Genomic DNA, 23,177 nt, shown 5'->3' on the forward strand with positions numbered 1-23,177 from the left:
CGCAGCCCGCACAGACCCATCGGCGCCTATCGCCTGACTGCCATACGCCTTTATGAACCGACCCGTCCGCCTAGCGCCACTGCCACGCAGGCGGTTTCTAGGCGGGTTCTTTGCCCGACAGCATGGGGTTCCGCCCCCAACGACCCGCCTCGAACGAACCGTTCAGGCCGTTGACATCGCTGCACGCCTGGCCGTCCCGCCGCCGCGCCTCAATCATCCATCGCCGCTCCACCCGCCTCTTGGCATCGCGGCCGGGCTGGCGCATCCTCCCCCCGGTACCCGCGCGGCAGACGAGACGATGACACCCGGACCGACGCTCCTCGCCCTCACCATCGCCCTCCTCGCCGGCCTGTCGGGAACCCCTGTCGCCGCCGCCCCGCAGGCCGCGGTGTGCGAGGTCACGCTGGGTGGCGCGCGCATCGACGGGCCGTGCCGCTTCACGCCACGCAAGGGCGGCAGCTTCGACATCCGCATGGACGACGGCCGCCGCTTCGGGGGCGCCGAAAGCCTGTCGCTCGACGTCACCGGCAAGGGGCGGGGACGGCTCTCGGGCTCGGACGGCCGGGCCTGGGGCACCGCCGCGCGGCAGGCGGACGGCGCCTGCTGGGCCGCCACCGGCCTCACCGTCTGCGTCCGCGACCCGGGCGACGCTCCGGGCGCTTGCGCCAGGGGCGGCACGCCGCCGACCGAGGCGGAACGCCGCACGGCGTTTGGCGCGCGCTGCCACATGGGCGGCTGCACCTGGGTCATCCAGTCGGCCGCGCGCCAGATCGGCGAGGGCAGCGCCGCGATCCCCGGCCGGCGGGTCGAGGTCACGGCGCGCGCGGCATCGGCCGAGTATCCCGACGACTATCCCGCCCATCCCGAGGCGGGCCTCGAGTGGAGCGCGCCGTTCACCGATCAGTATTTCTGCTCGTCCCGTCGCCCGGCCTTTGCCGATGCGGACGGCAGCTGGCAGGTGCTTGACCTGCCGCAGGTCTTCGGCGCCAGCGAGGCGGTCAGCCTGCGCTATCTCAAGGCCTGCCACCCGGGCACCGGCGACGATCCCTATGCCGCCGCCGAGGCGCTGGACCTTGCGCCCAGCCCTGACGCGGGCCGCCGCTTCCCCGATTTCGCCGCTCTCATTGCGAGGTGAGCCGATGACCTGCGCCTGCGGACAGCATCACGGACCCTCGGCCAGCCACGGCCGCGCCGCCCCAACCGGTGCGCAGGTCGCGCTGTCAGGCACGCTCACCTGCGCCGATGCGGGCGAACTGATGGCGGTGCTCGCCCACGCGCCTGAGCATAGCGCGGCCAGCCGCGCCGAGCCGGGCTGCCTGCATTTCGCGCTGAGCCAGACCGACGATCCGCTGGTCTGGCAGGTCGAGGAGCTGTTCGCCGACGAGGCCGCGCTCGAGGCCCACAAGGAACGCACCACCGCCAGCCCCTGGGGCGCGGCGACGGCGGGGATCGCGCGGTCGATCCACCGCATCGACGCCGCCTGATGGCGCGCCCCGCCCGCACCGCCGACGCGCAGGGCCCGATCCGCATCGGCGTCGGCGGGTGGAGCTATGACCCGTGGAACGACACCTTCTACCCCGCGGGGCTCCGCAAGGCCGACCAGCTCGCCCACGCCGCCAGCCGCCTGACCGCGATCGAGGTCAACGGCACCTTCTACCGCACCCAGACGCCCGAGACCTTCGCCGCCTGGCGCGCGGCGGTGCCCGAGGGGTTCGTGCTGGCGCTCAAGGCGCCGCGCTACGCCGTGCAGAAGCGCAAGCTGGCCGAAGCGGGCGAGTCGATCCGCCGGTTCACCGACAGCGGCATCGACCGGCTGGGCACGGCGCTCGGCCCGATCCTGTGGCAACTCGCGCCCACCAAGGCCTATGATCCTGAGGATTTCGCGGCCTTCCTCGACCTGCTGCCGGCGCAGGCGGGCGACCAGCGGCTGCGCCACGCGGTCGAGCTGCGCCACCCCTCGTTCGCCTGCGCGGAGGTGGTCGCGGCCTGCCGTAAGCGGAGGGTGGCCATCGTGCTGGCCGCCGACAGCGATTATCCGATGATCGCCGACCAGACGGCGGATATCAGCTACCTGCGGATCATGGGGACGACCGAGCGCTACAAGGCCGGCTACGCGCCCCGGGCGCTCGATGAGTGGGCGCGCCGGGTGCGGCAACTGGCGGCGGGGCAGCAGCCCGAGGGGCTCGCGCCGCTCGGCGCGCCGCTCGCCGAAGACACCCCGCGCGAGGTGTTCCTGTTCGTGATCTCGGGGCACAAGGCGCTGAACCCCCTCGCCGCGCTCGAACTGATCCGGCGGGTGGGCTGAGCCTCACCCCGCCGGCGGATGCGGGGTGTCGGGCAGGCGCGCGCGGACCCGCTTGATGCGGCGGGCGTCGGCGTCGATCACCTCGAACTGCACGCCGCTGTCGTCGGTGACGATCTCGCCGCGCACCGGCACGTGGCCCGCGAGCATGAAGATCAGCCCGCCCAGCGTGTCGATCTCTTCCTCGTAGACGCCCGAGACGAGCTTGACGCCGATGGCCGCCTCGACCTGCTCGATCGGCGCGCGGGCGAGGATCATCCACTGGCCCGGCCGCTCCTGCACCCAGAGCCCGGCCTCGCCCTCGTCATGCTCGTCGTCGATGGCGCCGATCACCTGCTCGACCAGGTCCTCGAGCGTCACCAGCCCGTCCACCCCGCCGTATTCGTCGATCACCAGCGCCATGTGGATGCGCTTCTGCTGCATCTGCTGCAAGAGCGCGCCGATGGGCATCGAGCCGGGGACGTAGAGCAGCGGCCTGAGCAGCGGGCGCAGCGCAAAGCGCGGCACCGGGCCCTTGCCCGCGAACCCGTGCTTCATCGCCAGGTCCTTGAAGAGCACGAGCCCGAGCGGCTGGTCCAGATCGCCGCGATAGACGGGGACGCGCGAATAGCCGTGCTCGCGGAAGACCTCGACCAGTTCGGGCAGACCGACGGTGACCGGCACCGCGACGATGTCGGCCTTGGTCACGGCCACATCGTCCACCGTCTTGCGCCGCAGGTTGAGGATCGAGGGCGCCGCGGCGCTGGTCGCGGCCTCCATCATCGAATCGGGGGCCTCGTCGTCGCCGCCGTTCCCGGCCGAGGCGAAGCGCGTGAGGATGCGGCCGAGGAAGCCGCGCGACTGCGGCAGGTCGCGCCCCTCGCCGCCGATCCCGTCCGACCAGTCGGCATGGGCAGCGGAGGCGGTGACGGGCGATCGCGGCTCGGACGCGGCGTCGGGGTCTGCCGTGCCGTCGGTCGAACGTGCAGGCGGTTGCGGCAGGGAGGAGGACGGGGTCGGCACGCTCAGCTCTCGTGATAGGGGTCGGGGATGCCCAGACCGGCGAGGATCGAACGCTCGGCATCCTCCATGGTTTCCGCGTCGGCGTCGGCCTCGTGGTCGTAGCCGGCAAGGTGCAGGATCGCGTGCACCAGAAGGTGCGTGACGTGATCGGCGAAGGGCTTGCCCTGCTCGGTGGCCTCGCGCGCGCAGGTGTCGAAGCTGATGGCGATGTCGCCCAGCTCGTCGCCCTCGGGCGGCGGCGGCACCTCGCCCGGGCCGCGCGGGGGCGGCTCGGTCGAGGGCCAACTCAGCACGTTGGTGGGCACGGGCTTGCCGCGGAAATGCGCGTTCAGGGCCGCGATGCGCGCGTCGTCGCAGCCCATCACAACGATCTCGACCGCGTCGATGCCGAGATGGCGCGTCGTTGCCTCGGCCGCCCGCTCGGCCATGCCGCCCAGGTCCACGTCAAGCCAGCGCTCGTCCTCGATCACCAGATCGACCGGCGACGGGTGGTGCGCGTCCTCCGGCCCGGGCGCGTCCGGCTCGTCCATGCCGATCATGCCGGCTCTCCGCCCGGGGCGCGCCGCCACGGGTCGCGGCGCGGGGGATAGGCGCCGTAGCCCTCGGGCGGGGCCTCGGCGGCGCGGGCGGCGGCGGTCTCGTCATCGGCGTCGTAGGCGTGGATGATCCGCGCGACCAGCGGGTGGCGCACCACGTCCGAGGCGGTGAAGTAGCTGAACGAGATCCCCGGCACGCCCTTGAGGATGCGCTCGGCGTCCTTGAGCCCCGACTGCACCCCGCGCGGCAGGTCCACCTGCGTGCGGTCGCCGGTGATGACCATGCGCGAGCCCTCGCCCAGACGGGTCAGGAACATCTTCATCTGCATCGAGGTCGCGTTCTGCGCCTCGTCCAGCACCACGAAGGCATTGGCGAGCGTTCGGCCGCGCATGAAGGCCAAGGGCGCGATCTCGATCCGCTTCTCCTCGATCAGCTTGGCCATCTGCTTGGCGGGCAGGAAGTCGTTTAGCGCGTCGTAGAGCGGCTGCATGTAGGGGTCGACCTTGTCCTTCATGTCGCCGGGCAGGAAGCCCAGACGCTCGCCCGCCTCGACCGCCGGGCGCGACAGGATGATCTTGTCGACATGGCCGCCGATCAGCATCGTCACGCCGACAGCGACGGCGAGATAGGTCTTGCCGGTGCCCGCCGGGCCGATGCCGAAGGCGAGTTCGTTGGCGAAGAGCGACCGGACATAGTCCTTCTGCGCCTCGGTGCGCGGCTCGACGGTCTTCTTGCGGGTGCGCAGTTCGACCGGGCCGTGCTGGAACATCTCGAGCTGTTCGGCGGGCGTGGGGGACGGCGCGCCGTCCGGCTCTCCGCCCATCCTGAGCGCGGCCTCGACCTCGCCCATCTCGACCGGGCGGCCCTGCTCGAGCCGGGCATAGAGGCCGCGCAGCACCTGCGCCGCGTCCGCCTGGGCCTCGGCGGGGCCCACCACGGCCAGCAGGTTACCGCGGCGCAGGACATGGACGCCGAGCGCCTGCTCGATCCGGGCAAGGTGCCGGTCGTGCGGCCCGCAGAGGTCGATCAGCAGGCGGTTGTCGGGAAATTCCAGCAGGGTTTCGCCGGAATGGGCGGGGGCGGCAGTGTTCGTCGGGGTCAGACCCACGGGGGCGGTTTCCTCATCGGATGCGTCCGGTCCATCTTGCAAGCGCGTCCCGGGATGGCAAGGGAAAGCCGGCCCCGGGGGGGCCGGCGGCCTCCGGCGGGGATATTTTTGTCCAGCCCGAGGGGGCTGCCCAGCCCCGCCGCTCAGTCGCGCGGGCGGCCCTCGACGAAATCGCGCAGGCGCGGGTCGGGGGCGGCGTCCATCTCGGCCACGCCACCCGCCCAGGCGATGCGCCCGCCGGCGAGGAACGCCACCCGGTCAGCGATGGTGCGCACGCTGGTCATGTCGTGGGTGATGGTGACGGCGGTGGCGCCGGTCTCGGTCACGATGCCGCGGATGAGCGCGTTGATCGCCGCCGCCCGCTGCGGGTCGAGGCCGGTCGTCGGCTCGTCGAAGAAGATCACCCGCGGGTCGGCGGCGATGGCGCGGGCGAGGCCCACGCGCTTGCGCATCCCGCCCGAGAGTTCCGCCGGCATCCGGTCGGCCGTCTCGGGGCCGAGGCCCACGCGCGCCAGCCGCTCGACCGCGCGCGCCCGCGCGGCGGCCGCGGGCATGGTGCGGATGAGGCGGAAGGCGACGTTGCGCCAGACCGGCAGGCTGTCGAACAGCGCCGCATTCTGGAACAGCATTCCGAAGTCGCGCATGAAGGCGGCCCGGACCGCAGCCGTGCTGGCCGCGCCGTTCAGCAGGACCGCGCCCGCGTCCGGCGTCTCGAGCCCGAGGATAGTGCGCAGCAGCACCGACTTGCCGGTGCCCGAGCCGCCGATGACGACGAGACTCTCGCCACGGGGCACGGCGAGGTCGAGCCCGTCCAGCACCGGCGTGGCGCCGTAGGACTTGGCGAGGCCGCGGACCTCGATGACGGGGGGTGCGGTCATGTGAAGAACAGCCCGGTCAGGACGAAGTTGGCGGCGAGGATGCCGACCGAGGCGGCGACTACCGCGTTGGTCGTGGCCCGGCCCACGCCCTCGGCCCCGCGGCCCGCGTGCATCCCGAACCAGCAGCCCGCAAGCGCCACGATGGCCCCGAACACCGCGCCCTTGATCAACCCCGACAGCACGTCCCAGCTTTCGAGATAGGCCCAGGAGTTCGAGATATAGGCCTGCGAGGTGAACCCCAGCGCGGTCGTCCCGACCAGCCAGCCGCCCATGATCCCGATCGCGTCGCCGACCGCCACCAGCACCGGCACCGACAGGATCGCCGCCCACAGCCGCGGCGTGACCAGCCAGCCCATCGGGTCGGTCGAGAGCGTGACCAGCGCGTCGATCTGCTCACTCACCCGCATCGAGCCGATCTCGGCGGCGATGGACGAGGCGACGCGCGCCGCCACCATCAGCCCACCGAGAACGGGGCCGAGCTCGCGGACCATGCCGATGGCGACGATGGCCGGCACCACGTCGCCGGCCTGGAACCGCTCGCCGCCCGAGTTGATCTGCAGGGCCAGCGCCGCGCCGGTGAAGAGCGCCGTCAGCCCCACCACCGGCAGCGAGAGCCAGCCGATCCGCAGCAACTGGCGCGCCAGCAGCGTGGGGTGGAAGCCCGGCGCGGCCAGGCCGCGGGCGGCGAAGATCGCCACCTGCCCCACGCCGCGCACGACCCGCAGCGTGACCCGGCCGAGGGCCGCAAGCGGGTTCACGCCCCCTCGCCCACCCAGCGGCGGGCATAGCGCGCCCCGAGCGAGGTCAGGATCTCGTAGCCGATCGTGCCCGCCTTCGCGGCCAGCGCGTCCACGCCCTGACGGTCGTTCAGGATCTCGAGTTCGGCCGGCACCTCGGGCAGGTCGGTCACATCGGCGGTGATCAGGTCCATCGACACCCGCCCGACAATCGGCGCGAACCGCGCGCCGGCCCAGAGTCGCACGTCCTTCCCGGTCAGCGACCGCAGCAGCCCGTCGGCGTAACCCGCCGAGACGGTGGCGATCCGCGACCGGCGCGGCGCGGTCCAGGTGCAGCCGTAGCCCACCGCCTCGCCCGGCTCGACCCAGCGGGTCTGGATCACCTCGAGCGCCAGCCGCACCACGGGGCGAGCGTCGGTGAAGGGCTCGGCGCCGTAGAGCCCGATGCCGGGCCGCGTCACGTCGAAGTGATAGTCGGGGCCGAGCAGGATGCCGCCGGTTGCCGAGAGCGAGCGGGGCGCGGCGACCCCCTCGGTCATGCTGCGGAAGGCGGCAAGCTGCGCCGCGTTCGCGGGGTGGTCGGGTTCGTCGGCGCACATCAGGTGCGACATGACCAGCGCCGGGCCGGTGCCCTCGCCGGTCGGTGCGGCGAGCGCCTCGGCGCGGACGGCGGCCCACTCGGCCGGCTCGAACCCCAGGCGGTTCATGCCGCTGTCAAGCTGGATGCCGAAGGCGCCGCGCGGGCGCAGCGCGCGGTCGCGGAAGAACTGCTCGGGGCTGTTCAGCACCGGCACGAGGCCGGTCAGGTCCTGCCCCGGCATATGCCCCGACAGCACGAAGATGCGCGCGTCGGCCCCGAGCAGCGGCCTTATCGCCCGCCCCTCGCCCGCCTGCGCCACGAAGAAATCCCGCGCCCCTGCGGCATAAAGCGCCGGCGCCACCCGCGCGGCGCCCAAGCCGTAGGCGTCGGCCTTGACCACGGCGCCCGGGCGCGCACCCGGCGCCCGCGCGGCGAGGGCGCGCCAGTTTGCCGCGATGGCGGCCAGATCGATCGTCAGTCCCATGCCGGGGGGCATGGCCCCGCCCCGGCGCGGCGTCAAGACTTCGCCACACGGCCGGGGCGCGGCACCCGCACGCGCCACCTATACGGCTTTTCAGTTTAAGCAGCGGTTTCCCAACGTAGTTTGCAAAGTTTCCGCTTTCCGCTTTGCGGCGCATCGCGCGCGCCTTATGGTCCCGCGCAACCCGAACACAGGCATGCGAACCACAGAGGGCGGCGATGAAGGACATTCCGGGACAGCTCGAGCAACTTCGCGCCGAGGCGAGGCTTGGCGGCGGCCAGCGGCGAATCGACGCCCAGCACGCCCGCGGCAAGCTGACCGCGCGCGAACGGCTCGACATCCTGCTCGACGAGGGGTCGTTCGAAGAGTTCGACATGTTCGTCCGGCACCGCTCGACCGACTTCGGGATGCAGGACGACCGCCCCTACGGCGACGGCGTGATCACCGGCTGGGGCACGATCAACGGCCGCATGGTCTATGTGTTCAGCCAGGACTTCACCGTCTTCGGCGGCTCGCTGTCGGAAACCCACGCCCAGAAGATCTGCAAGATCATGGACATGGCGATGCAGAACGGCGCGCCGGTGATCGGGCTCAACGATTCGGGCGGGGCCCGGATCCAGGAGGGCGTGGCCAGCCTCGCGGGCTATGCCGAGGTCTTCCAGCGCAACATCATGGGCTCGGGCGTGATCCCGCAGATCAGCGTCATCATGGGACCCTGCGCGGGCGGCGCGGTCTATTCGCCGGCGATGACCGACTTCATCTTCATGGTGAAGGACACGTCCTACATGTTCGTGACCGGCCCGGACGTGGTCAAGACGGTGACCAACGAGGTGGTGACGGCTGAGCAGCTCGGCGGCGCCTCGACCCACACCAAGAAATCCTCGGTCGCGGACGGGGCCTTCGACAACGACGTCGAGGCGCTGACCGAGATCCGCCGGCTCTTCGACTTCCTGCCGCTGTCGAACCGCGACAAGGCCCCGACCCGGCCGTTCTTCGACGACCCGGCGCGGATCGAGGCGTCGCTCGACACGCTGATCCCCGACAACCCGAACCAGCCCTACGACATGAAGGAGCTGATCGCGAAAATCGCCGACGAGGGCGATTTCTACGAGATCCAGAAGGATTTCGCCGGCAACATCATCATCGGCTTCGTGCGGATCGAGGGGCAGACGGTCGGCGTCGTGGCCAACCAGCCGATGGTGCTGGCGGGCGTCCTCGACATCGACTCGAGCCGCAAGGCCGCGCGCTTCGTGCGGTTCTGCGATGCCTTCAACATCCCGATCCTGACGCTGGTGGACGTCCCCGGCTTCCTGCCCGGCACGGCGCAGGAATACGGCGGGGTCATCAAGCACGGCGCGAAACTGCTGTTCGCCTATGGCGAGGCGACCGTGCCGAAGGTCACGGTGATCACCCGCAAGGCCTATGGCGGGGCCTATGACGTCATGGCCTCGAAGCACCTGCGCGGCGATTTCAACTATGCCTGGCCCACCGCCGAGATCGCGGTGATGGGAGCCAAGGGTGCGGTCGAGATCCTCTATCGCAGCGAGCTGGGCGACAAGGACCGGATCGCCGAGCGGACCAAGGACTATGAGGACCGCTTCGCCAACCCCTTCGTGGCGGCCGAAAAGGGCTTCATCGACGAGGTGATCCAGCCCCGCTCGACCCGCCGCCGGGTGGCGCGCGCCTTCGCCAGCCTGCGCAACAAGCAGCTGACCAACCCGTGGAAGAAGCACGACAACATCCCGCTGTGACCTGACCCGCCCCGACCGCTCTCACCCGAGGCTTCCCTGCGCGCCCTGATCCCGATGACCGTGACGCTGTTTCTTGCCCAGGCGGCCGCCCCCGTGGCGGTCGGCGCCGCCGCCGACGCCGCGCATGAGCGCGTCGAGGTGCCGTCGGGCGCCGAGGTCTGGCTGCAGGAAGAGATCACCGACCGGGTGCCGGGCATGGGCCTCGTGGCGCGGTTCCGCTTCGTCATGCCGGCGCTCGAGGACGTGGTGCCGGCGGTCGATCCGGCCGACCTTGCCGACCATCTGCCGGCCGACATGGTCGAGGGGACGCAGGACACGCGCCCGCTGAGCCCGGCCGAGCAGGCCGAGCTTGACGCGGCGCTGGGGGATCTGGTCATCGAGGCAGTTCCCGACCAGGGCCACGGCGCCGGCGCCGGCGCCGGCGATCCGGCGTGGGGCGGCGCGGGGTCGAGCGGTATCTCGATCACCCCTGTCCTGCCGGGCGACGGGGGCGAGATCGACGCGCCGCTGCCGTCGGAGCTCGCAGCCCCCGACGCGGCCCTGCCGGGCGGCGACGGCGCGGCGGACGAGGCGGGCGGCGATCTGGCCGCCGTCGCGGGCGAGCCGGGGGCGATGGACGGGCCGGTGCTGCCGGCCGCACCGGACCTTCTGATGCAGGACCCAGTGCACCGCGACATCCAGTTCCTGTGCGAGAACTACGCCCTGCCGCGGCTCAAGGCGATGAACCCGCGGCCGACGCAGATCGTGATCTCGATGGCTTCGGCCCCGAGCCCGTTCGGCAGTTTCGACCCCGCCATCGTCCAGCTGTTTGAGGGGTTCAGCGTCCCCCGCGACCGCGAGGCCTGCGTGTGGGAGCCGATGTGATGCGCCCCTGCCCCACCTCCCGCGCCATCCGCGCCGACGGCCGGACCGGCGATGATGCAAGCCTGCCACAGCCAGCGCCTCGCGCGGCGTCGCCCCGCTGTCGGCGGCGGGCGGGCGCGGTTAGCATGCCGCGTCGGCCGCAGGTCGCGGTCACGACAGGCAACAGCCGGGGCACCCAAGCCCCGCATCACAGGAGCAGTCCATGTCCAAGAAACTCGTCCTTCTGCTGGCAGCCACCGCAGCCACCAGCGTCCTGGCTGCCTGCCAGCCGCAGCCCACGACCACCACGGTCGTCCAGCCGACCGCCGTCACCCCCGAGCCCGTGTTCCAGGGCAAGTACGGCCGCAACTGAGGCCGTCCGGCGCGGGCCATCGGGTCCGCGCCAACCCCACCCCCCGGCGCCGCTGCGCCCCCTCAACGAGGGCGCGCCATGCTGAAGCACCGCGGCTTTCCGGGGCGGCTGCCGTCGTCGGACCTGCAGTTCGTCATCCGCCGCGCCAACAACAAGGGCGCGACCAAGCTGATCGCGCGCGAGCGCTTCCGTGACCGCTCGCCGCTCGACCGGCGCGCCGACACGGCCTTCCTCGCCGCCCTCATCGAACATTTCGGCGACGAGCCGTTCGAGCGCGGCAACCTCGACGCGGGCCGGCTGTCCTGGCTGCTGGGGCGCGAGGTCGTCGCGGTCGGCAAGCTCGACCCGACCAGCTACGAACAGCTCCTCCGCGTCGACCTGAAGAAGGCCGAGGCGAACTTCCCCGAGCTCTTCGCCCCCGACACGCCCCCCGATTTCGGCTGGGACGACGACGATTTCGACGACGAGGACGACGCATGACCGTCGTCCCGCCCCGCGCCCCCGCCTGCCCGACGCCCGCTCACCCGACCCGCGCGGACGGGTCAATGTGCGGCTTCCCGCTGCTCGCGGTGGCTTCACCGGGTTGTCAGTTTGACGCCGGTTGCGCCCGTGACATAGTGTGCCGGAACATCAAACCGGCCCGCCAACGGGCCCAGCAGACAGGCAGATCATCATGCAGAAGTCTCTCTTCCGCCTTGCGGGCGTCGTCGTCGTGTCGGTGGCTCTCTCGGCCTGCGCCCAGCAGGGCGGCTATGGCTACAACACCGGCCTCGCGCCCGACGTGCAGCGCGCGGCGGGCGGCGCCCTCGCCGGGGCCGTCGTCGCCAAGGCCGTTGACGGCAACGTCGCGACCGGCGCGCTCATCGGCGGTGCCGCCGGTGCGCTGTGCGACGACGCCGGCGTCTGCGTCCAGTAATCGGGACGAAGCCCGCCGCGGGCTCGGCCCTGACCCTCGCGCCCGGTCCCGGTCCAGCCGGGCCGACGCGGGGGTTCACCTGATCCAACCTGCCGGTTCCGTCGCGGATGCGTTCCGCGGACCCGGCCTCGAACAGAAAGACATCTCATGTCCAAGACCCTTCTTCTCGCCGGCATCTCGGCCGCCCTGCTGGCCGGCTGCACCCAGAACATCCAGCCGACCGACATGGACCGCGCCCTCATCGGCGCCGGCACCGGTGCGGTCATCGCCGACATCTCGGGCAAATCCGTCGCCAAGGGCGCCGCGATCGGCGCTGTCGGCGGCGCGCTCTGCGACGACGTGCGGCTCTGCCAATAACACCGGCCTGCGCGCCGGCTGCCTTTGCAGCGGCGCGGCCGACCTGACCTGCGCGGCGCACGCCGTCCGCGCCCTGCCACGCCGTCCCGGTCCCAGCGACCGGGGCGGCGTCTTTCGTTCGTTCTCGCGCCATCGAGGGGCCTAGATGTTCAAGAAGATCCTGATCGCCAACCGCGGGGAAATCGCCTGCCGCGTCATCAAGACCGCGCGCAAGATGGGGATCGCCACCGTCGCCGTCTATTCCGACGCGGACCGCAATGCGCTGCACGTGCGGATGGCGGACGAGGCGGTCCACATCGGCCCCTCGCCGGCCAACCAATCGTATATCGTGATCGACAAGATCATGGACGCAATCCGCCAGACCGGCGCCGAAGCCGTCCATCCGGGATACGGTTTCCTCAGCGAAAACATGAAGTTCGCCGAGGCTCTTGAGAAAGAGGGTGTGGTCTTCATCGGCCCGCCGTCTGGCGCCATCGAGGCGATGGGCGACAAGATCACCTCGAAGAAGATCGCGCAAGAGGCCGGCGTCTCGACCGTGCCCGGCTACATGGGGCTGATCGCCGACGCCGACGAGGCGGTGCGGATCTCGACCGAGATCGGCTATCCGGTGATGATCAAGGCCTCGGCCGGCGGCGGCGGCAAGGGGATGCGGATCGCCTGGAACGACCAGGAGGCGCGCGAAGGCTTCGAGTCCTCGCGCAACGAGGCCGCGAACAGCTTCGGCGACGACCGCATCTTCATCGAGAAGTTCGTCACCCAGCCGCGCCACATCGAGATCCAGGTGCTGGCCGACACCCACGGCAACTGCGTCTACCTGCACGAGCGCGAATGCTCGATCCAGCGCCGCAACCAGAAGGTCATCGAAGAGGCGCCCTCGCCCTTCCTCGACGCCGCGACCCGCAAGGCGATGGGCGAGCAGGCCTGCGCGCTGGCCAAGGCCGTGGGCTATGCCTCGGCCGGCACGGTCGAGTTCATCGTCGACGCGAACAAGAACTTCTACTTCCTTGAAATGAATACCCGTTTGCAGGTTGAGCATCCGGTGACCGAGCTCATCACCGGGGTCGATCTGGTCGAGCAGATGATCCGTGTCGCGGCAGGCGAGCCGCTGCCCTTCACCCAGGACGACCTGACCATCACCGGCTGGGCGATCGAGAGCCGGCTCTATGCCGAGGACCCCTATCGCAACTTCCTGCCCTCGATCGGCCGTCTGACCCGCTACCGCCCGCCGGTCGAGACCGCCGCCGGCCCGCTGCAGGCGGCGGACAAGTGGGTGCCGGCCCAGCCCGGCGACGAACCGCCCGCCGCCGCCACCGGGGTCCGCAACGACACCGGCGTCTACGAGGGCGGCGAGATCTCGATGTTCTACGACCCGATGATCGCCAAGCTCTGCACCTGGGCGCCCGACCGCGGGCAGGCCATCGAGGCGATGCGCACCGCGCTCGACGGGTTCGAGGTCGAGGGGATCGGCCACAACCTGCCCTTCCTCAGCGCCGTGATGGACCATCCGCGCTTCGTCTCGGGCGACATCTCGACGGCCTTCATCGCCGAGGAATACCCCGAGGGGTTCCAGGGCGCGACGCTCTCCGAGCCCGAGCTCGAGCGGGTGGCGGCGGCCGCCGCCGCGATGCACCGCGTGGCCGAGATCCGGCGCACCCGGATCACCGGGCGGCTCGACAACCACGAACGCCACGTGGGCGAGAACTGGGTGGTGACGCTCGACGGGCGCGAGTTCCCGGTGCGGGTGACGGCGGACAAGGCCGGCTCGACCGTGCGCGTCAACGGGCGCGACCTGCGGGTGGAAAGCGACTGGCTGCCCGGGCAGTCGCTGGCCCGCATCCAGGTCGACGGCGCGCCGCTGGCGCTCAAGGTGGACCGCATCCCGGCCGGGCTGCGGCTCAGGACGCGGGGCGCCAACCTCAAGACCCATGTGCGCCGTCCGCGCACCGCCGAGCTCGCCCGGCTGATGCCTGAGAAGCTGCCGCCCGACACGTCGAAGTTCCTGCTCTGCCCGATGCCCGGGCTGGTGGTGAAGATCAACGTGGTCGAGGGCGACGAGGTGCAGGAGGGTCAGGCGCTGGCCACCGTCGAGGCGATGAAGATGGAGAACATCCTGCGCGCCGAGCGCCGCGGCACGGTCAAGTCGGTCAACGCCGCGCCGGGTGAGAGCCTCAAGGTCGATGACGTGATCATGGAGTTCGAATGATGGCGGGGATTTCTTCTTTCGAACTCAAGCCAATCGAGCGTCCATCGACGCACGAACCGGCACGGGCAACTTATAGCATCGTCGAAATCGGCGGCACGACCTTCTTGCAGATTGACACTTACGGGTCTGCCAGCCGGAAAATGCCGGACAAGGTCAGTCAGTCGATGCAGTTCGGCCCTGAGGCAATCTCCGAGTTGCGTCGCATTCTGATGATGCTTCCCTAGCGAGGGAACTGTCTTGGACGCCTCGGAGCCCATGAGCCTCGGCGCCACCCTTCTGGCGCCCCAGCCGCTGGCGGCGATGATCGCCGGCGGTTTCCTGGCGCTGGGGTGGGTGTTCACCCATGCGCTGACGCTGAGGCGCGACCGCGCCCAGCGGGCCGAGCGGGTGCGCGACGTGCAGGGCGCGCTCTATGCCGAGATCCGGGTCTATACCGACACGCTCGAATCCCAGCGGCTCGAGGTCTACGGGGCCGAGGTCGAGGCCCAGATCGTGAGCCAGCCGGGGTTCTTTCCGGTGATCCCGACCGAGAACAATGACCGCGTCTTTGCCGCCATCGTGGACGAGATCCACGTGCTGCCCTTCGCCGTGGTCGATCCGGTGGTGCGCTACTACAACCAGCTGTCGGTGATCGGCGCGATGATCGCCGACCTGCGGGCGCTCGACCTTGCGCGCGTGGGCCCTGAGCGGGCGGCGCGGATGTATCGCCACTACATCGAGATGAAGGTCGAGGCGATCGACCTCGGCAGCGCCGCCAAGCTGTTCCTGCACACCCACCTGACCAGCGGCAACGCCGCCGTGGCCGAGCTGGTCGCGGCGCGTGAAAAAGCCCGGCTCGTCGAGACGAAAGCCGGGCTGCAAGCATGGGTCGCGGCGCATGGCGCCACTGAGGCTGTCAGCGACGCGCGTAGCCCGGCATCGGGCCGGTCCGGCCGGTGATGGGCGGGGGATTGTAGGATGTGGTGTCCATCGCGAGCCTCCCTTGGTGGTCCTGCCGCAGATATAACCTGCCGGGGCGCGATTTTCAATCCGCCTCGGGCGCGGCGCGGCTGCGGCTGCGCCTACGGCATCACGCCCATGCGCCCGATCTCTTGCCGGCGCAGCGGGAACTTGTCGATGGCGCGGACGATCTCGCGCACGTCCCAGGGGCTGGGCTTGCGCTGCTTCACCTGCCCGTCCTTGTCGATCACCAACAGCGAGAAGCCGTTCGGCTTCAGCCGCTGGCGCCACACCGTCGCATCGGCGGGGTCGCTGTCGGCGACGACCACCACGTCGCGCTCGATCAGCGGGCCGGCCTGCGTCTCCAGCGCCACCATCTGCGCGGTGAAGGCCGGGTCGGCGGGGGTGTCGGCGAAGACGACCACCACCCGGCGGCGGAACAGCAGCTCTTCGGGCGTGATGTCGCGGGCGAGCAGGTATTCCAGCTCGACCGTGCGGTCGGGCAGCGGCACCCGGCGCGGCTCGGCCGTCCCGAGCGGCGCGTCATGCGCCGGCCGCGCTGGCGGCGCCCGCTCGACCTGCACCGGCGCGGGCGGGGGCGTGGGGGCGCCCATGGCCCAGGCACCCGCGCCGCACACCGCCACCCCACAGGCCAGCAGCGCCGGACCGGCCGCTGCGACACTCCGCGCGACCCTGCCGCGCCCCAGAAAATCCCGTATCATACCCCGGAATATAGCGACCGCGTTCGCAACGGAAAGGACCGAGCCATGACCCAAGCCAATCTCGACCAGTGGCGCGCGCTGGCCAGCAAGGAACTGAAGGGCGCCGATCCCGACAGCCTGAACTGGGAGACGCTGGAAGGCATCACCGTCAAACCGCTCTATACCGAGGCCGACACCGCGGACCTGCCGCACATGGGCAGCCTGCCGGGGATGGAGCCGTTCACCCGCGGGCCGCGGGCGACGATGTATGCCGGCCGGCCGTGGACGATCCGGCAGTACGCGGGCTTTTCCACCGCCGAGGAATCGAACGCCTTCTACCGCCGCAACCTTGCCGCCGGGCAGCAGGGCGTCTCGGTCGCCTTCGACCTCGCCACCCACCGCGGCTATGACAGCGACCACCCGCGGGTCGAGGGCGACGTGGGCAAGGCCGGCGTCGCCATCGACAGCGTCGAGGACATGAAGATCCTGTTCGACGGCATCCCGCTCGACAAGGTGTCGGTCTCGATGACCATGAACGGCGCGGTGATCCCGATCCTCGCCAACTTCATCGTCGCGGGCGAGGAACAGGGCCACAGCCGCGCGGTGCTGTCGGGGACCATCCAGAACGACATCCTCAAGGAGTTCATGGTCCGCAACACCTACATCTACCCGCCCGAGCCCTCGATGCGGATCATCGCCGACATCATCGGCTACACCGCGGCCGAGATGCCCAAGTTCAACTCGATCTCGATCTCGGGCTACCACATGCAGGAGGCCGGGGCGAACCTCGTGCAGGAGCTGGCCTACACGCTGGCCGACGGCCGCGAATACGTCCGCGCCGCGATTGCCGCGGGCATGGACGTGGACGCCTTTGCGGGTCGGCTGTCGTTCTTCTTCGCCATCGGCATGAACTTCTTCATGGAGATCGCCAAGCTGCGCGCCGCGCGCCTGCTGTGGCACCGCATCATGACCGAGTTCGGCGCCAAGAAGCAGTCGAGCCTGATGCTGCGCACCCACTGCCAGACCTCGGGCGTCAGCCTGACCGAGCTCGACCCGTACAACAACGTGATCCGCACGGCCTACGAGGCGATGAGCGCGGCGCTCGGCGGCACCCAGTCGCTGCACACCAACGCGCTGGACGAGGCGATTGCGCTGCCCACCGACTTCTCGGCCCGGATCGCCCGCAACACCCAGCTGATCCTGCAAGAGGAAACCGGGATCACCCATGTCGTCGATCCGCTGGCCGGGTCCTACTACATCGAATCGCTGACCGCCGAACTCGCCGACAAGGCCTGGGCGATCATCGAGGAGGTCGAGGCGATGGGCGGCATGACCAAGGCCGTCGCCACCGGCCAGCCCAAGCTGCGGATTGAGGAGACCGCAGCCCGCCGCCAGGCGATGATCGACCGCGGCGACGAGGTGATCGTGGGGGTCAACAAGTACCGCAAGGACAAGGAAGACCCGATCGACATCCTCGACATCGACAACATGAAGGTGCGGGCGTCGCAGATCGCCCGGCTCGAGACCATCCGCGCCACCCGCGACCAGGCCGCCTGCGACGCGGCGCTGGCCGAGGTCGAGCGGCGCGCCCGCGAGGGCGGCAACCTGCTGGAAGCCGCGGTCGAGGCGGCCCGCGCGCGGGCCAGCGTGGGCGAGATCAGCATGGCGATGGAGCAGGTCTTCGGTCGCCACCGCGCGGAGGTGAAGACATTGGCAGGGGTCTATGGCGCGGCCTACGAGGGCGACGAAGGCTTCGCCCACATCCAGAAGGACGTTGAGGCCTTCGCCGAGGCCGAGGGCCGTCGGCCCCGCATGATGGTCGTCAAGATGGGCCAGGACGGCCACGACCGCGGCGCCAAGGTCATCGCCACCGCCTTCGCCGACATCGGCTTCGACGTCGACGTGGGCCCGCTGTTCCAGACCCCCGAGGAAGCCGCGCAGGACGCCATCGACAACGACGTCCACATCGTCGGCATCTCGTCGCAGGCGGCCGGTCACAAGACGCTCGCCCCCAAGCTGATCGCGGCGCTGAAGGCGCAGGGGGCCGAGGACATCATCGTGATCTGCGGCGGCGTGATCCCGCAGCAGGACTACGCCTTCCTGCGCGACGCCGGCGTGGCCGCGATCTTCGGCCCCGGCACCAACATCCCCGCCGCGGCGCGCGAGATCATGGAGATCGTGCGCGCCAAACGGGCGGCGTGAGGGGCGCCGCCGTGGGCGCAGGCTTCGACATACTCGTCCACTCGGACTGGGGCGCCCTGCCCGCCGCGCGCTGGTCGGCGGTGGCGGCCCGCGCGGGTGACGGCTGGCGGGTCGTGCTGCTCGAGCCGGCCGGCGACCTCGCGGTGCGGTTGCCGGCGCTGAGCGCCACGGGGCGGGTGCTGGCCGGGTTCGACTTTCCCATCGGGGTGCCGGCCAGCTACGGCGCGCTGACGGGGCTCGACGGGTTCGAGGATCTGCTGGCCCGGATCGGCCGCGGCGCATGGGCCGACTGGGGCCTCGTCTGCCAAGAGGCCGGGCAGATCGCGATCCACCGGCCCTTCTATCCCCAGACCGGCGGCGTGAAGGGCACGGTGAAGAAAGCGCATCTGGAAACCGGCCTCGGCCTCACCCTCGCCGACCTTCGCCGCGGGTGCGAGGCGGGCGGCGGGGAGATCCTCTTCTGGACGCTTGGTCCGAAATCCGTCGGCAAGGCCGCAATCCACGGGCTCGAGTCCACGGTGCAGCCGCTCTGCGCTGAAGGCGCGCGCCTCTGGCCCTTCCACGGAACGCTCGCCGATCTGGCCTCGACCCGGCTGGTGCTGGCCGAGACCTATCCGGCGCTGTCCTATGCCTCGATCTGCGGGACGAAGATGGTCGACAAGGGCAATGCCCTGTCTCTGCGCCGGCTCACGGACAAGGTGATGGAATCCTGCGCCCGGCTCGGGGTCGAGCTGCCCGACCCGGTGGCGGCGCGCATCACCGCCGGCTTCGAGGTGAGCGCAGGCAGCGCCAAGGCCAACAGCGACGAGTTCGACGCCCTGATCGGCCTGCTCGGCATGATCGAGGCGCTCGGACGACCCGAGGTGATCACGCATGAGCCCGGCCCCGATGCGGTGCACTGGGAGGGCTGGATGTTGAACGGCGTGGCCTAGCCCGCTTGCCCCTTCCCCCCACCCCATGCCACCACTCCGCCCATGACCGCGGACGTCAAACAGATCATCTGCATCAAGTGGGGCACCAAGTTCGGCCCCGAATATCCCAACCGCCTGCGGGCGATGATCGCGCGCAACATCACGCCGCCGTTCCGGCTGATCTGCTTCACCGATGACGGCGCCGGGCTGCATCCCGACATCGCGGTGCGGCCCCTGCCCGATTTCGACTATGAGGCCCCGACCAACACCATCGGCAAATGGCCGAAGTCGCGGCTCTGGGGGGACTTGGGCGACATCACCGGGACGGTGCTGTTTCTCGACCTCGATGTGGTGATCGTGGGCTCGCTTGACGATTTCTTCCGCTTCGGCGATCCGGGCGACACCGTGCTGGCGACCAACCCCACGCGGATCAAGCCGTTCGAGACGCTGGGCCAGACCTCGGTCTACCGGATGCGGGTCGGCACCCTCGCCCCGTTGCAGCGGATCTTCGCCGCCGACCCGCAGGGAATCGCGGACGAGTACCGGTTCGAGCAGCGCTTCGTCACCCGCCGCGCGCCGGGCGGGGTGCGGTTCTGGCCCAAGGGCTGGGTCGTGCATTTCCGCAGCGACTGCGTGCCGGGGATGCCGGCGCGCTACTGGCGCGAACCGCGCATCCCCGCGGGCGCGCGGATCGTGATCTTCGCCGGCAGCCTCAACCCCCCCGACGCCATCGCCGGACGGTGGAGCGAGGAGGACACCCCCCGCGCCCCCGCCGACCACCTGCGCGCCGCCTTCGACGGGCGGCGGCGCGAGGGGCTGTCGCGCCACCTGCGCCACTACATCAGGCCAACCGGATGGGTCGAGCGGCTGTGGCGCGAATAGACGGCGATCCCTCGGTCTGGCACCCGCTGCCGCCCGACCTCGCGGCCGAACTCGGCTGGACGGTGGCGAGCTTCGGCCATCTCGAGGACATGCTGAAACGCGCAATCTTCGCGCTCGACCGCGACCGTCTGGCGGGCGGCATCCGCGAGCGCGACTTCCGCGACTGGCTGCGCCGGATGGATCATGTCGCCGCCGATTCGCTCGGCACGCTGATCGAGCGGCTCGAGCGGGTGCTGGGCCGCGGCCCCCACCCCGCGCCGCAGCGCGACCTGATCGCGCAGATGGAGGAGATCAAGGACTGGCGCAACCTGCTCTGCCACGCCGTCTGGCGCCCGGCCGCGGGCGGCTGGCAGCCGGTCTTCGCCAACACCAGGGGCGAGCTTTACGCGGGCACGATCGACACCGCCGACCTCGCCGCGATCCGCGCCATGACGCTCGACGCCGCGCGGCGGGCGGGGCGGCTGATCGAGGGGCTGGACGAGGGCAGCGGGGCGTCGGACTGATGGGGAGGGCCGGGTGATGGGGGGACTGCGCGCGCTCGACCTGCCGCCGGTGTGGCTGGCGCTCTTCGCGCTCGCGGCCTGGGGGCTGGGGCGGCTCGCCCCTTACACCGCGCTCGCCCCGATTGGCTGGGGGCTGGTCGCGCTGGGGGCGGCGCTGATGATCGCCGCCGCCTGGACGATGACCCGGCGCGGGGCGACGCTGCACCCGGGCCGCCCGCCCACGGCGCTCGTCACCCACGGGGTCTATGCCCGCTCGCGCAACCCGATCTATCTCGCCGACGCGATCATCCTTGCCGGGCTCTGCCTCATCTGGCAGCCGCTCGCCGCGCTGGTGCTGGTGCCGGCGTTCGCGGCCGTCATCACCCGCCGCTTCATCCGCCGCGAAGAGGCGTGGCTGGCCGCCCGCGACCCGGACGCCTTCGCCGCCTGGGCGGCACGCACCCGCCGCTGGCTCTGAGCCGCCACGCCTCCGGGCGGGCCGCCTCCCCTGCCCCCGATCCGCGACACGCGGCCCGATTGCCTTCCCCCCCGCGGCCGGGCTAACACCGCCCCGACCCGAAAGCAGAGGCACGCCATGTCCGACACCTCCCCCCCGGCCCCGCTGCGGCTTGGCATCGCCGGGCTCGGCACCGTCGGCATCGGCGTCGTCAAGATCATCCAGGCCCACACGGACCTGCTGTCGGCCCGCGCCGGGCGGCCGGTGGTCATCACCGCCATCTCGGCACGCGACCGGCAGAAGAACCGCGACGCGGACCTGTCGGCCTATGCCTGGGTCGACCAGGCGACCGAGCTGGCCACCCGCGACGACGTGGACGTGGTGGTGGAACTGGTCGGCGGCGAGAACGGCATCGCCAAGGAGACGATCGAGCTGGCGCTCGACAATGGCAAGGACGTGGTGACGGCCAACAAGGCGCTGCTTGCCGTCCACGGCCAGGCGCTGGCCGAGCGGGCCGAGGCGAACGGCCGGCTGATCCGCTTCGAGGCCGCGGTCGCGGGCGGCATCCCGGTGATCAAGACCATCACCGAAAGCCTCGCCGGGAACCGCATCCGCCGGGTGATGGGGGTGATGAACGGCACCTGCAACTATATCCTGACCCGGATGCAGTCCGCCGGCCTGCCCTATGAGACGGTGTTCGAGGAGGCCCGCAGCCTCGGCTATCTCGAGGCCGATCCGACGCTCGACGTGGGCGGCATCGACGCGAGCCACAAGCTCGCCATCCTCGCCACGCTGGCCTTCGGCACCCGCGTCGCCTTTGACGGGGTCGAGATCGAGGGGATCGAGCGGGTCTCGATCGACGACATCAACCGCGCCGCCGACATGGGCTATCGCATCAAGCTGCTGGGCGTCGCGCAGATGACCGGGCGCGGCCTCGAGCAGCGGATGTCGCCCTGCCTCGTCCCCTGCGACAGCCCGCTGGGCCAGCTTGAGGGCGGCACCAACATGGTGGTGATCGAGGGCGACGCCGTGGGCCAGATCGTCCTGCGCGGCGCCGGCGCGGGCGAAGGCCCGACCGCGAGCGCGGTGATGTCCGACATCATCGAGATCGCCCGCGGCGTGCGGATGCCGGTGTTCGGCCAGCCCGCCACCACGCTCGGCTCGCCCCAGCCGGCCCGCACCGCGGTTCCGGCCGCCTATTACCTGCGCCTGACGCTGGCCGACAAGCCGGGGGCGCTGGCCAAGGTGGCGAGCGTGCTGGGGGATGCAGGCATCTCGATCGACCGGATGCGCCAGTATGGCCACCACGCGGGCGAGGCGCCGGTGCTGATCGTCACCCACAAGACCACGCCCGAGGCCATCGACCACGCCATGCAGGTGCTGCCGAAAACCGGCGTCATCACCGGCGACCCGGTCGAGCTGCGCATCGAAGAGGTCTGAGCGGGCCTCAGCGCCCCTCGACCGCCGGCAGCAGGTGGCGCAGCCCCTGCGTCACGTCGGTGCGGACCGCCAGCCGCAGCCCCGGCTCGTCCCCGGCCCTCAGCGCGGCGAGGATGATGCGGTGGTGCCGCGGCGCCTCGTTGCGGCGCATCTTCTGATAGACCGCCCGCATGGTCGGGCCGAGCTGCAGCCAGATCGTCTCGAGCATCGCCAGCATCGCCGGCGCCTGCGCGCGCAGGTAGAGCGTGCGGTGAAAGTCGAGGTTGGCGCGGATATAGCCCACCGCGTCGTGACCCTGCGCCGCCTCGCCGATGGCCGCGTTGATCGCCGCCAGCCGGTCGATCAGGGCAAAATGCGCCCGCGGCAGGGCGCGGGCGGCGAGCTCCGGCTCGATCAGCGCGCGCAGCGCCGCCAGCTCCTCGATCCGCTCGACCGAGAGCTCGGGCGTGGCGACCCGCCCCGAGGCCGAGAGCGACAGCGCCCCTTCGGCGACCAGCCGCCGCACCGCCTCGCGCGCGGGGGTCATGCTGACCCGGCTTTCGGCGGCGATCCCGCGCAGCGTCAGTGGCTTGCCGGGCGGCAGCTCGCCCAGCATGATCCGGGTCCTGAGCGCGCGGTACAGGCGCTCATGCGCGGCGGGCAGGCTGGGCGTGGCGGGGGCTGAGGCCATGATCGTCGGTTGTGATCACAGCCGCGGCGCCTGTCAATCGCCCGCCGCGGGGCCGGCGCGAAACTGCCAGCGATGCAGCCCCGCGCCATTGTGCCGCAGCCAGCGCCGGTGCGTCTCATACTCCGGGCAGAGGCCCCGGACCGCCGCCCAGAACCGCGGCGAGTGGTCCATGTGGGCGAGATGGGCGACCTCGTGTGCGGCGACGTAGTCGAGCACCTCAGGCGGCGCCATCGCCAGACGCCAGCTGTACATGAGCCGCCCATCGGCCGTGCAGCTGCCCCAGCGCGAGCGGGTGTCGCGCAGCACGAGCGCGCGGAAGCCCCGCCCCAGCGCCGCCGCATGGCGGTCGCTCGCGGCGGCGAGCCGCGCCTGCGCCAGCGCCCTGAGGAACCCCGCCGCCGCCGGCCCCGCCGGCCGCGCCGCGG

At 71.2% G+C, this 23,177-nt stretch carries 27 protein-coding genes; 18 read left to right on the forward strand and 9 right to left on the reverse strand.

The window, feature by feature from the left end:
- Positions 1 to 298: 298 nt before the first annotated feature.
- From ACFHYO_RS13050 to ACFHYO_RS13060, 3 genes are read left to right on the forward strand one after another with little or no spacing between them, the layout of a single operon-like run.
- On the forward strand, positions 299 to 1,135 hold the full coding sequence (locus tag ACFHYO_RS13050) for a hypothetical protein (protein WP_394320951.1): 837 nt from the start codon (positions 299 to 301) through the stop codon (positions 1,133 to 1,135).
- A gap of 4 nt (positions 1,136 to 1,139) precedes the next feature.
- Entirely contained in the window at positions 1,140 to 1,484 is a 345-nt protein-coding gene (locus ACFHYO_RS13055) for a putative quinol monooxygenase (protein WP_394320953.1), read from the forward strand.
- Positions 1,484 to 2,305, forward strand: coding sequence for a DUF72 domain-containing protein (locus tag ACFHYO_RS13060; protein ID WP_394320955.1), 822 nt, complete (start codon positions 1,484 to 1,486; stop codon positions 2,303 to 2,305). The genes ACFHYO_RS13055 and ACFHYO_RS13060 overlap by 1 nt, the downstream gene beginning before the upstream one ends.
- Before the next feature lie 3 nt (positions 2,306 to 2,308).
- On the opposite strand, the gene ACFHYO_RS13065 is transcribed toward ACFHYO_RS13060, so the two are convergent.
- From ACFHYO_RS13065 to alr, 6 genes are all read right to left on the reverse strand, one after another.
- Positions 2,309 to 3,172 (reverse strand): transporter associated domain-containing protein, encoded by an 864-nt coding sequence (locus ACFHYO_RS13065; RefSeq protein WP_052172014.1) that lies wholly within the window; start codon positions 3,170 to 3,172, stop codon positions 2,309 to 2,311.
- 134 nt (positions 3,173 to 3,306) lie between these two features.
- The gene (gene ybeY / locus ACFHYO_RS13070; protein ID WP_052176323.1) at positions 3,307 to 3,834 is read right to left on the reverse strand and encodes an rRNA maturation RNase YbeY; all 528 of its coding nucleotides are present in this window, start codon (positions 3,832 to 3,834) and stop codon (positions 3,307 to 3,309) included.
- Positions 3,835 to 3,839: 5 nt separating this feature from the next.
- Positions 3,840 to 4,949 carry a PhoH family protein gene (locus ACFHYO_RS13075; protein ID WP_036704497.1) on the reverse strand — a complete coding sequence of 370 codons (1,110 nt, stop codon included), beginning with the start codon at positions 4,947 to 4,949 and terminating at the stop codon, positions 3,840 to 3,842.
- A 143-nt stretch (positions 4,950 to 5,092) separates the two neighbouring features.
- A complete protein-coding gene (locus ACFHYO_RS13080; protein WP_036712300.1) occupies positions 5,093 to 5,827 on the reverse strand; it encodes an ABC transporter ATP-binding protein in 735 nt (244 codons plus the stop codon).
- The gene (locus tag ACFHYO_RS13085) at positions 5,824 to 6,585 is read right to left on the reverse strand and encodes an MlaE family ABC transporter permease (RefSeq protein WP_394320957.1); all 762 of its coding nucleotides are present in this window, start codon (positions 6,583 to 6,585) and stop codon (positions 5,824 to 5,826) included. Before ACFHYO_RS13085 ends, ACFHYO_RS13080 begins: the two co-directional genes overlap by 4 nt.
- On the reverse strand, positions 6,582 to 7,628 hold the full coding sequence (gene alr / locus ACFHYO_RS13090) for an alanine racemase (RefSeq protein ID WP_394320958.1): 1,047 nt from the start codon (positions 7,626 to 7,628) through the stop codon (positions 6,582 to 6,584). Before alr ends, ACFHYO_RS13085 begins: the two co-directional genes overlap by 4 nt.
- Positions 7,629 to 7,843: 215 nt before the next feature.
- Between alr and ACFHYO_RS13095 the strand changes: the two genes are divergently transcribed.
- The 9 genes from ACFHYO_RS13095 (at position 7,844) to ACFHYO_RS13135 (ending at position 15,007) form a co-directional block, all read left to right on the forward strand.
- The gene (locus tag ACFHYO_RS13095) at positions 7,844 to 9,376 is read left to right on the forward strand and encodes an acyl-CoA carboxylase subunit beta (protein ID WP_168783717.1); all 1,533 of its coding nucleotides are present in this window, start codon (positions 7,844 to 7,846) and stop codon (positions 9,374 to 9,376) included.
- Between the two features lie 54 nt (positions 9,377 to 9,430).
- On the forward strand, positions 9,431 to 10,240 hold the full coding sequence (locus ACFHYO_RS13100; RefSeq protein ID WP_394320960.1) for a DUF6497 family protein: 810 nt from the start codon (positions 9,431 to 9,433) through the stop codon (positions 10,238 to 10,240).
- Positions 10,241 to 10,442: 202 nt separating this feature from the next.
- Complete coding sequence (locus ACFHYO_RS13105) at positions 10,443 to 10,592, forward strand: hypothetical protein (protein ID WP_168783715.1); 150 nt, start codon at positions 10,443 to 10,445, stop codon at positions 10,590 to 10,592.
- A gap of 78 nt (positions 10,593 to 10,670) precedes the next feature.
- A complete protein-coding gene (locus tag ACFHYO_RS13110; RefSeq protein WP_168783714.1) occupies positions 10,671 to 11,072 on the forward strand; it encodes a hypothetical protein in 402 nt (133 codons plus the stop codon).
- Positions 11,073 to 11,265: 193 nt separating this feature from the next.
- Entirely contained in the window at positions 11,266 to 11,508 is a 243-nt protein-coding gene (locus ACFHYO_RS13115; RefSeq protein WP_036704462.1) for a hypothetical protein, read from the forward strand.
- A 147-nt stretch (positions 11,509 to 11,655) separates the two neighbouring features.
- Positions 11,656 to 11,865, forward strand: a complete 210-nt coding sequence (locus ACFHYO_RS13120; protein ID WP_036704463.1) for a YMGG-like glycine zipper-containing protein — start codon at positions 11,656 to 11,658, stop codon at positions 11,863 to 11,865.
- Between the two features lie 145 nt (positions 11,866 to 12,010).
- A complete protein-coding gene (locus ACFHYO_RS13125; RefSeq protein ID WP_394320963.1) occupies positions 12,011 to 14,068 on the forward strand; it encodes an ATP-binding protein in 2,058 nt (685 codons plus the stop codon).
- Positions 14,065 to 14,292, forward strand: coding sequence for a hypothetical protein (locus tag ACFHYO_RS13130; protein ID WP_394320965.1), 228 nt, complete (start codon positions 14,065 to 14,067; stop codon positions 14,290 to 14,292). The genes ACFHYO_RS13125 and ACFHYO_RS13130 overlap by 4 nt, the downstream gene beginning before the upstream one ends.
- 13 nt (positions 14,293 to 14,305) lie before the next feature.
- On the forward strand, positions 14,306 to 15,007 hold the full coding sequence (locus ACFHYO_RS13135; protein ID WP_394320967.1) for a hypothetical protein: 702 nt from the start codon (positions 14,306 to 14,308) through the stop codon (positions 15,005 to 15,007).
- Between the two features lie 122 nt (positions 15,008 to 15,129).
- Here the strand turns inward: ACFHYO_RS13135 and ACFHYO_RS13140 are convergent, their stop codons facing one another.
- Positions 15,130 to 15,621 carry a DUF4174 domain-containing protein gene (locus tag ACFHYO_RS13140; RefSeq protein WP_052176567.1) on the reverse strand — a complete coding sequence of 164 codons (492 nt, stop codon included), beginning with the start codon at positions 15,619 to 15,621 and terminating at the stop codon, positions 15,130 to 15,132.
- 153 nt (positions 15,622 to 15,774) lie between these two features.
- Between ACFHYO_RS13140 and scpA the strand changes: the two genes are divergently transcribed.
- From scpA to ACFHYO_RS13170, 6 genes are all read left to right on the forward strand, one after another.
- A complete protein-coding gene (gene scpA / locus ACFHYO_RS13145) occupies positions 15,775 to 17,910 on the forward strand; it encodes a methylmalonyl-CoA mutase (protein WP_036735711.1) in 2,136 nt (711 codons plus the stop codon).
- Positions 17,907 to 18,842: a hypothetical protein gene (locus tag ACFHYO_RS13150; protein WP_139306040.1), complete on the forward strand. Its 936-nt coding sequence runs from the start codon at positions 17,907 to 17,909 to the stop codon at positions 18,840 to 18,842. The genes scpA and ACFHYO_RS13150 overlap by 4 nt, the downstream gene beginning before the upstream one ends.
- Positions 18,843 to 18,884: 42 nt before the next feature.
- On the forward strand, positions 18,885 to 19,703 hold the full coding sequence (locus ACFHYO_RS13155; RefSeq protein WP_394320969.1) for a glycosyl transferase: 819 nt from the start codon (positions 18,885 to 18,887) through the stop codon (positions 19,701 to 19,703).
- Positions 19,691 to 20,206: a hypothetical protein gene (locus ACFHYO_RS13160; protein ID WP_394320970.1), complete on the forward strand. Its 516-nt coding sequence runs from the start codon at positions 19,691 to 19,693 to the stop codon at positions 20,204 to 20,206. The genes ACFHYO_RS13155 and ACFHYO_RS13160 overlap by 13 nt, the downstream gene beginning before the upstream one ends.
- Positions 20,207 to 20,222: 16 nt before the next feature.
- Positions 20,223 to 20,663 carry a methyltransferase family protein gene (locus ACFHYO_RS13165; protein WP_394320972.1) on the forward strand — a complete coding sequence of 147 codons (441 nt, stop codon included), beginning with the start codon at positions 20,223 to 20,225 and terminating at the stop codon, positions 20,661 to 20,663.
- A 117-nt stretch (positions 20,664 to 20,780) separates the two neighbouring features.
- Positions 20,781 to 22,082 (forward strand): homoserine dehydrogenase, encoded by a 1,302-nt coding sequence (locus tag ACFHYO_RS13170; protein WP_036703498.1) that lies wholly within the window; start codon positions 20,781 to 20,783, stop codon positions 22,080 to 22,082.
- A gap of 7 nt (positions 22,083 to 22,089) precedes the next feature.
- On the opposite strand, the gene ACFHYO_RS13175 is transcribed toward ACFHYO_RS13170, so the two are convergent.
- Both ACFHYO_RS13175 and ACFHYO_RS13180 read right to left on the reverse strand, forming a co-directional pair.
- Positions 22,090 to 22,752 carry a GntR family transcriptional regulator gene (locus ACFHYO_RS13175; RefSeq protein ID WP_036703497.1) on the reverse strand — a complete coding sequence of 221 codons (663 nt, stop codon included), beginning with the start codon at positions 22,750 to 22,752 and terminating at the stop codon, positions 22,090 to 22,092.
- Between the two features lie 33 nt (positions 22,753 to 22,785).
- The coding region (locus tag ACFHYO_RS13180; RefSeq protein ID WP_394320974.1) for a M48 family metallopeptidase at positions 22,786 to 23,177 on the reverse strand (392 nt) is incomplete at its 5' end.

It is taken from the genome of Paracoccus panacisoli (genome assembly GCF_042435015.1).
Lineage (GTDB): Bacteria > Pseudomonadota > Alphaproteobacteria > Rhodobacterales > Rhodobacteraceae > Paracoccus > Paracoccus panacisoli.

What these genes read in the sequence shown, in the direction of transcription:
- ACFHYO_RS13055 (WP_394320953.1), top strand. Translation starts at nt 1,140, where the DNA reads ATGACCTGCGCCTGCGGACAGCATCACGGACCCTCGGCCAGCCACGGC.
- ACFHYO_RS13125 (WP_394320963.1), top strand. Translation starts at nt 12,011, where the DNA reads ATGTTCAAGAAGATCCTGATCGCCAACCGCGGGGAAATCGCCTGCCGC.
- scpA (WP_036735711.1), top strand. Translation starts at nt 15,775, where the DNA reads ATGACCCAAGCCAATCTCGACCAGTGGCGCGCGCTGGCCAGCAAGGAA.
- ACFHYO_RS13165 (WP_394320972.1), top strand. Translation starts at nt 20,223, where the DNA reads ATGGGGGGACTGCGCGCGCTCGACCTGCCGCCGGTGTGGCTGGCGCTC.
- ACFHYO_RS13095 (WP_168783717.1), top strand. Translation starts at nt 7,844, where the DNA reads ATGAAGGACATTCCGGGACAGCTCGAGCAACTTCGCGCCGAGGCGAGG.
- alr (WP_394320958.1), bottom strand. Translation starts at nt 7,628, where the DNA reads ATGGGACTGACGATCGATCTGGCCGCCATCGCGGCAAACTGGCGCGCC.
- ACFHYO_RS13115 (WP_036704462.1), top strand. Translation starts at nt 11,266, where the DNA reads ATGCAGAAGTCTCTCTTCCGCCTTGCGGGCGTCGTCGTCGTGTCGGTG.
- ACFHYO_RS13120 (WP_036704463.1), top strand. Translation starts at nt 11,656, where the DNA reads ATGTCCAAGACCCTTCTTCTCGCCGGCATCTCGGCCGCCCTGCTGGCC.
- ACFHYO_RS13060 (WP_394320955.1), top strand. Translation starts at nt 1,484, where the DNA reads ATGGCGCGCCCCGCCCGCACCGCCGACGCGCAGGGCCCGATCCGCATC.
- ACFHYO_RS13080 (WP_036712300.1), bottom strand. Translation starts at nt 5,827, where the DNA reads ATGACCGCACCCCCCGTCATCGAGGTCCGCGGCCTCGCCAAGTCCTAC.
- ACFHYO_RS13130 (WP_394320965.1), top strand. Translation starts at nt 14,065, where the DNA reads ATGATGGCGGGGATTTCTTCTTTCGAACTCAAGCCAATCGAGCGTCCA.
- ACFHYO_RS13110 (WP_168783714.1), top strand. Translation starts at nt 10,671, where the DNA reads ATGCTGAAGCACCGCGGCTTTCCGGGGCGGCTGCCGTCGTCGGACCTG.
- ACFHYO_RS13050 (WP_394320951.1), top strand. Translation starts at nt 299, where the DNA reads ATGACACCCGGACCGACGCTCCTCGCCCTCACCATCGCCCTCCTCGCC.
- ACFHYO_RS13105 (WP_168783715.1), top strand. Translation starts at nt 10,443, where the DNA reads ATGTCCAAGAAACTCGTCCTTCTGCTGGCAGCCACCGCAGCCACCAGC.
- ACFHYO_RS13155 (WP_394320969.1), top strand. Translation starts at nt 18,885, where the DNA reads ATGACCGCGGACGTCAAACAGATCATCTGCATCAAGTGGGGCACCAAG.
- ACFHYO_RS13170 (WP_036703498.1), top strand. Translation starts at nt 20,781, where the DNA reads ATGTCCGACACCTCCCCCCCGGCCCCGCTGCGGCTTGGCATCGCCGGG.
- ACFHYO_RS13100 (WP_394320960.1), top strand. Translation starts at nt 9,431, where the DNA reads ATGACCGTGACGCTGTTTCTTGCCCAGGCGGCCGCCCCCGTGGCGGTC.
- ybeY (WP_052176323.1), bottom strand. Translation starts at nt 3,834, where the DNA reads ATGGACGAGCCGGACGCGCCCGGGCCGGAGGACGCGCACCACCCGTCG.
- ACFHYO_RS13140 (WP_052176567.1), bottom strand. Translation starts at nt 15,621, where the DNA reads ATGGGCGCCCCCACGCCCCCGCCCGCGCCGGTGCAGGTCGAGCGGGCG.
- ACFHYO_RS13175 (WP_036703497.1), bottom strand. Translation starts at nt 22,752, where the DNA reads ATGGCCTCAGCCCCCGCCACGCCCAGCCTGCCCGCCGCGCATGAGCGC.